This is a genomic window from Streptomyces sp. NPDC002055 (genome assembly GCF_040296705.1).
Lineage (GTDB): Bacteria > Actinomycetota > Actinomycetes > Streptomycetales > Streptomycetaceae > Streptomyces.
This window is the reverse complement of record NZ_JBEOXS010000120.1, coordinates 1-6,074: the sequence shown is the minus strand read 5'-3', so window position 1 is coordinate 6,074 and position 6,074 is coordinate 1. Positions and strand designations below refer to the sequence as shown.

Below are 6,074 nucleotides of genomic sequence, written 5' to 3'. Positions count from 1 at the left end.
CCCGGCGGCTCCGGCGGTGAGGCCTGGCCGCCGCCGCCCGGTGGCGGCTGGGGCGGCGGTCCCGTGCCGCCCCCGCCGGGCGGGCCGCGCCGGCGGACCGGCGGGATCGTCGCCGCGGTCCTGGTCGCGGCGCTGGTCGCGGGCGGTGTCGGCGGCGGCATCGGCTACTTCGCGGCGAACCAGGAGGACAGCACCGGGTCGACCACGGTCTCCACCTCCGGGGACCCGCAGGCGCTCAACCGGTCGCCCAAGTCCGTCTCGGGCATAGCGCAACGCGCCCTGCCGAGCGTCGTCACCATCGAGGCCCAGGGCAGCCAGGGCGAGGCCGGCACCGGCACCGGCTTCGTCTACGACAAGCAGGGCCACATCCTCACCAACAACCACGTGGTGGCCTCCGCCGCCGACGGCGGCAAGCTGACCGCGACCTTCTCGGACGGCAAGAAGTACGCCGCCGAGGTGATCGGCAACGCCAAGGGCTACGACGTCGCGGTGATCAAGCTCAAGAACGCCTCGGACGCGAAGCTCAACCCGCTGCCGCTCGGCGACTCCGACAAGCGGGTCGCGGTGGGCGACGCCACGATCGCCATCGGCGCCCCGTTCGGCCTGGCCGGCACGGTCACCACCGGCATCATCAGCGCGAAGAACCGCCCGGTCGCCTCCAGCGACGGCGGGAGCAACAACGCCTCGTACATGAGCGCGCTGCAGACGGACGCGTCCATCAACCCGGGCAACTCCGGCGGCCCGCTGCTGAACGCAGAGGGCGCCGTGATCGGCATCAACTCGGCGATCCAGTCGGCCGGCAGCGGCGGCGGCTTCGGCGGCGAGACGCAGCAGTCCGGCAGCATCGGCCTCGGCTTCGCGATCCCGATCAACCAGGCGAAGCGCGTCGCCGAGAACCTGATCCGGACCGGTCAGCCGGTCTACCCGGTGATCGGTGTCCAGGTGGACATGCGCGAGCAGAGCGACGACGGCGCGCGGATCTCGCAGAACGGCAACGGCGGCACCGACCCGGTCACCCCGGGCGGCCCGGCCGCCAAGGCGGGACTGAAGCCGGGCGACGTGATCACCAAGCTCAACCGGACGGTGATCGACAGCGGCCCGACGCTGATCAGCACCATCTGGACGCACAAGCCCGGCGACCGGGTCGACCTGACCTACAAGCGCGACGGCAAGGAGCACACGGTGCCGGTCACGCTCGGAGCCCGCAAGGGCGACAGCTGACGTCACGGGCCGCGGCCGGCTGACGGCTCGGGCCGCGGCCGGCCGACGGCAGGGGGCGCGAGCGGCGGTCACCCGGGCAGCAGGTGACGGGGGCAGCACACCTCACGGAGGTCGGCTGCCCCCTTCCGCCACCCGAACCGCCCCGGACCGGCTAGGCTGACCTGCGCGTCACCGCTGGTCGGCGACGCGGGGAGGGTTGCCCGAGCGGCCTAAGGGAACGGTCTTGAAAACCGTCGTGGCAGCGATGTCACCGTGGGTTCAAATCCCACACCCTCCGCAGTAAGTCGGCGCATGAGCCGACTGGAAGGGGCGCTCCGTTTCAGGGGCGCCCTTTCTCGTGGGGCCGCTTCGCCAGTCCGCTCCCGGGCGGGACGGCGTCGCTCGGCCGCGGTTCAGGCCGTGGCGTCCTGCGGGTACCAGCGGAGTTCCACGGTGTTGCCGTCCGGGTCCTGGACGTAGACCGAGCGGGCGGTGCCCCGGGCGCCGGAGCGGTCGACGGGGCCGTCGAGGACGGGGACGGTGGTCGACGCGATGAACGCGTCCCAGTCCAGCGGTTCCACGGTGAGGCAGATGTGGTTGACGTTGGAGGTTCCCCGAGGGCTCTCGGCCAGGTCGATGATGGTCTCCGGGGTGATCCGCACCGAAGGGAACGGGGTCTCGCCGGCCCGCCATTCGGCCACGCCGACCGGTTCCAGGCCGAGGGGGCCGGTGTAGAAGTCCAGGGACCGTTCGATGTCTTCGACGTTGAGGACCAAGTGATCGAATGCCTTCACGCGCAGGGAGGCCGCTTCTCCTGCGGGGCGCCGGCCGGTGGTGCTGTCCGAGACGGTCATGAACATTCCTCCAGGGGTCGGGACGGGTGCCCCCGACGATCCTCCGGGGCGGAACCGCCATCAAGGCCGGTTCGGAATACGGTCGTTGAGTACATTTCAACGATGGGGGGATCATGCTGGAACGGGTGGAGGCCGAGGCGTTCCTGACGCTCGCCGAGGAGCTGCACTTCGGCCGGACCGCCGAACGCCTGTGCGTCACGACCGGGCGGGTCAGTCAGGTGATCAAGAGGCTGGAACGGCGGGTCGGCGCCCTGCTCTTCGAGCGGACCAGCAGAACGGTCCGGCTCACGGCGATCGGCCGGCAGCTCGCCGACGACCTTGCGCCGCTGGTCGCCGGGATCGACGAGGCGCTCCGGCGGGCCGCCGACGCCGGCCGCGGTGTCACGGGGGAGCTGCGGGTCGCCTTCCTCGGCGAGGGGGCGGCGCCGCTGCTCCGGAAGGCGGCCGCGCTGTTCGGCGAGCGGCACCCCGACTGCAGGGTCGACATCCGGGAGGTGCAGCTGACCACCTCCCGTGCGAGCCTGCTCGACGGCTCGGTGGACGTCCTCATCGCCTCGTACCCGTTCGACGGCATGGCCTGCGGGCCGGCCCTGCTGACCGAGAGACGGGTGCTCGCCGTCGCGGCCGGACATCCGCTCGCCGCCGAGGAGTCGGTCTCCCTCGACGTGCTCGCGGACCATCCGGTGGTGCAGTACCCCGAGGCGGCCTCGGCGGCCTTCAAGCGGGATCGCACGCCGGACCGCACCCCGTCGGGCAGGCTGGTTCCGAAGGGGCCGACCGGCGGGTCGTTCTCCGAAATGCTCACGCTGGTCGCGCTGGGCAGGGGCGTCCTTCCGGTCGGGGAGCACGCCCGGCACTACTACCCGCGGCCGGACGTCGCCTACGTTCTCCTGCACGACGCACCGCCGATCGAACGGGGGCTGGTGTGGCCCGCGGGGAACACCACGGAGCGCATCCGCGCGTTCGTCCGGGCCGCGTCGGACACCGCCGGGGCGCCGTCGAAGGCCGCCGGGGCGCCAACGGTTGCAGGGGTGTGCTGAACGGGTGCCTCCCGGGTGGGGGAGGCACCCGTTCCGTGCTGTTCCACCGTCCCTGTCGGCGGGCCGTCGGTCCGCCGGTTCAGGTGGTGGCCGTCAGCTCCTCGATGTGCCGGGCGAAGTCGGGCTCGGGGAGGGGGAGGTCGACCTCGTCGACGAACTCGACCGCGCCGGGGACGTAGTCGATGACCGCGCTGGTCGCGGCGCTCATGTGGACCCGGTCGGCGGCCAGGAGCCCCAGCAGGCGCAGGCTCAGCGCCAGGTCCGGGGTGTCGCGGAGCCCGCTGTCGTTCCGCGCCGCATCCTCCGGGGAGGCCTGGGTGAACCACCAGTCCGCCTCCCAGGTCTCCCCGAGCGACATGTGGTGGAGGTAGAGGCAGTAGGTGGCGGCGGTGTCCCCGGCACCCGCGGCGAACTGCCACCAGAAGCGGGCGCTGTCCTCCCGGGTGGCGAGCTGCAGGACGCAGCCCAGTACCCGTGCGCCGTCCGGTTCGAGGATGCGCAGCGAGAGGAACGTCGACATCTGGTGCAGGGCGCCTTCCTGTTCCACGACCGCACGGCACAGGTTCTTGAGGTCGCGGGCTGCTTCGGCGCGGAGCTGCTGTTCCCAGCGGGGCAGCGGGCGGGAGGGGGCCGACGGGCGGGGCGGGCCGGTCTCGTCCCGGGCGTGCCGCATCTCGTCGTCGAAGGAGAGGGCTCCGTTCAGCATCCGGTCGACGGCCCGCACCGCGATCCGGATCTCGGCGGCTTCCAGTTCCGCTTCCGTATAGGGGCGCGGCTGCAGGCGGGCTTTGGCCAGGGCGCGTTCAACGGGTGAGATCATTGGCGCTTCCCTTCCGGTTCAGGCCGAGCGTCTCCATGAGCCGACGTTTGGCGTAGCGGGCCGTGGAGCGCACACCGGGCTCGGTGATGCCGAGGATGTCCGCGGTCTCGGCGGTGGTGTGGTCCAGGCAGTAGCGAAGAACGATGACGTCGTGCTGGCGTTCCGGAAGCTTCCGGATGGCCTGGTATATCGACAGGCTCTCCTCGAGTTCGCCTATCGGATCGACGGCCCTGCACAGGGCCGTGGTCTCGAAGGCGGCGGTGTCCATGACGGTCGCCCGGCGGTTGCGGGCGCGGGCGAGGTCCAGGGTGCGGTTCTTCAGGACGACCCAGGCGTAGCCGGCCGGGTTCTCCTGGGCCAGAACGTCCGGCCAGGAGAGCAGCAGTTGCTCGAAGGCGTGGTCGGCGGCCTCTTCGGCGTCGTGCCGGTTGTTGTCGAGGTGCAGTTCCGCCCACCGGACGTAGGCGGGCCGCATGAGCTGATGGAAGGCGCGGAAGTCGGCGGGCAGTCCGCCGGGCAGGAGAGTCACGTCGTTCGGGCGGGAGGTCCGGTTCATCGGTCTCCCCTCCGCCGGTCGCGCCCGTGGGGCCGGGCCAACTCGGAGACACCCAGGCGTACCCCGGCTGCGGCGGCACGGCGCAGCAGGCGGTGTACGTCGGCACCGAATACGCGGGCCGCCAGCGCAACCATGACGAGGTCACCAGCGAGTTGAAAATTCACGACGTTCGGGTCCTATCGGTGGTCGGTCGGAGTGACGGCCCCCGCCCCGGCACTCCAGAGGGCACCACTTGTGCTCTCCACCTCTATAGCGATCGGCAATGCCCGAACGTGCATGACGAGAGTCGAAAAACTTACGGAATGCACTCGTCCGGTTACGCGCAGGTAGCTTATGTTCGTGGAGGCGTGCGAGGCTGCGCGAGGCGGTGCGGGGCCGTACGAGGCGTGCGGGGCCGTGCGGGCTTCCGGCGGACTCCTCCCCTCCCGCCGGGCGTCGGTCGCCCGGCGGGCGGTCCACGGGCGTGGGCTCGGTGCGGGCCGCGTCAGGTACGGGCCGTAGCCCTCCCGGCGCCGAACGTCATGGCCCTCCTCGCAGGCCGGACGCGGATCCGGACGCTCCGCTTCCAGGGGCTATCGTGGCCGCGCCGCGCTTTCCGGCGGCCGTGCGAGAAAAGGGGGGTCCGAGGTGTCCGATCCGGGGGCGCTCCTCGTCGGCCGGTACCAGTTGACCGAGTGCGTCGGCCGGGGCGGCATGGGAACGGTGTGGCGGGCCGAGGACGTGCTGCTCGGCCGGGACGTCGCCGTCAAGAAGCTCATCGTTCCCGAGCACTTCGACGACCACGAGATCCGGGTGCTGCAGGAGCGCATGCGCCGCGAGGCCCGCAGCGCGGCGCAGATCACCCATCCCAACGTGGTCATGGTCCACGATGTCGTCGACGACGACGGCCAGCCGTGCATCGTCATGGAGTACGTCCCCTCGGTCACCCTGGGCGGAGCGATCAAGGAGCGCGGCCGGCTGCCCGTCGGTGAGGCCGCCCGGATCGGTTCCGCCGTGGCCACCGCGCTGCGGGCGGCCCACGACGCGGGCGTGCTGCACCGGGACGTGAAGCCCGCCAATGTGCTGCTCGGGTACGACGGGCGGACCGTCCTCACCGACTTCGGGATCGCGGTGTCCCCCGGGACACCCGCCCTGACGACGACCGGCGAGTTCGTCGGGTCGATGGACTACGTGGCACCCGAGCGCCTCAGGAGCAAGCCGGCGAGTCCGGCCTCCGACCTGTGGGCGCTGGGGGCGACGCTGTACCACGCGGTGGAGGGCCGCCCTCCGTTCCGCCGGGAGTCGGCCTTCGCGACCGCGCACGCCATCGCGTTCGAGGAGCTGGAACCGCCGCAGGAGGCCGGCGAGCTGTCCTCGGTGATCGAAGGGCTGCTGGCCAAGGAGGCCGGGGAGCGCCTGGACGCCCGGCGGGTCGAGGAGCTTCTGTCGCAGGTGGTGTCCGGGAGCGCGGCCCCCCGAACCGCGGCTCCCCGAACTCCGGCTCCCCGCATCACTGCCGGCGCCCAGGAGCAGCCGCAAGACTCCGCGACCCCGGCCGGGACGCCCCCGGTGCCGGCGGCGGGGACCGTGGCCCACGCGGCTCCGGATTCCGCGGCGCCGGTCCC

General features: G+C 72.1%; 6 protein-coding genes and 1 tRNA gene. 4 read left to right on the top strand and 3 right to left on the bottom strand.

Features of this window, described 5'->3' with window-relative positions; all coding sequences use genetic code 11:
- The coding region (locus tag ABT112_RS34525; protein WP_351515765.1) for a S1C family serine protease at positions 1–1,221 on the top strand (1,221 nt) is incomplete at its 5' end.
- Positions 1,222–1,411: 190 nt separating this feature from the next.
- Positions 1,412–1,498 (top strand) — tRNA-Ser (locus ABT112_RS34520).
- Positions 1,499–1,613: 115 nt separating this feature from the next.
- On the opposite strand, the gene ABT112_RS34515 is transcribed toward ABT112_RS34520, so the two are convergent.
- Complete coding sequence (locus ABT112_RS34515) at positions 1,614–2,054, bottom strand: VOC family protein (protein WP_351515764.1); 441 nt, start codon at positions 2,052–2,054, stop codon at positions 1,614–1,616.
- 113 nt (positions 2,055–2,167) lie between these two features.
- Here ABT112_RS34515 and ABT112_RS34510 point away from each other — a divergent pair, with 113 nt between their 5' ends.
- Complete coding sequence (locus tag ABT112_RS34510) at positions 2,168–3,094, top strand: LysR family transcriptional regulator (protein WP_351515763.1); 927 nt, start codon at positions 2,168–2,170, stop codon at positions 3,092–3,094.
- 79 nt (positions 3,095–3,173) lie between these two features.
- Here the strand turns inward: ABT112_RS34510 and ABT112_RS34505 are convergent, their stop codons facing one another.
- Positions 3,174–3,914, bottom strand: a complete 741-nt coding sequence (locus ABT112_RS34505) for a hypothetical protein (protein WP_351515762.1) — start codon at positions 3,912–3,914, stop codon at positions 3,174–3,176.
- The gene (locus tag ABT112_RS34500; RefSeq protein ID WP_351515761.1) at positions 3,898–4,470 is read right to left on the bottom strand and encodes an RNA polymerase sigma factor; all 573 of its coding nucleotides are present in this window, start codon (positions 4,468–4,470) and stop codon (positions 3,898–3,900) included. The genes ABT112_RS34505 and ABT112_RS34500 overlap by 17 nt, the downstream gene beginning before the upstream one ends.
- 627 nt (positions 4,471–5,097) lie before the next feature.
- On the opposite strand from ABT112_RS34500, the gene ABT112_RS34495 reads away from it, so the two are divergent.
- The coding region (locus ABT112_RS34495) for a serine/threonine-protein kinase (protein WP_351515760.1) at positions 5,098–6,074 on the top strand (977 nt) is incomplete at its 3' end.

What these genes read in the sequence shown, in the direction of transcription:
- ABT112_RS34515 (WP_351515764.1), bottom strand. Translation starts at nt 2,054, where the DNA reads ATGACCGTCTCGGACAGCACCACCGGCCGGCGCCCCGCAGGAGAAGCG.
- ABT112_RS34510 (WP_351515763.1), top strand. Translation starts at nt 2,168, where the DNA reads ATGCTGGAACGGGTGGAGGCCGAGGCGTTCCTGACGCTCGCCGAGGAG.
- ABT112_RS34505 (WP_351515762.1), bottom strand. Translation starts at nt 3,914, where the DNA reads ATGATCTCACCCGTTGAACGCGCCCTGGCCAAAGCCCGCCTGCAGCCG.
- ABT112_RS34500 (WP_351515761.1), bottom strand. Translation starts at nt 4,470, where the DNA reads ATGAACCGGACCTCCCGCCCGAACGACGTGACTCTCCTGCCCGGCGGA.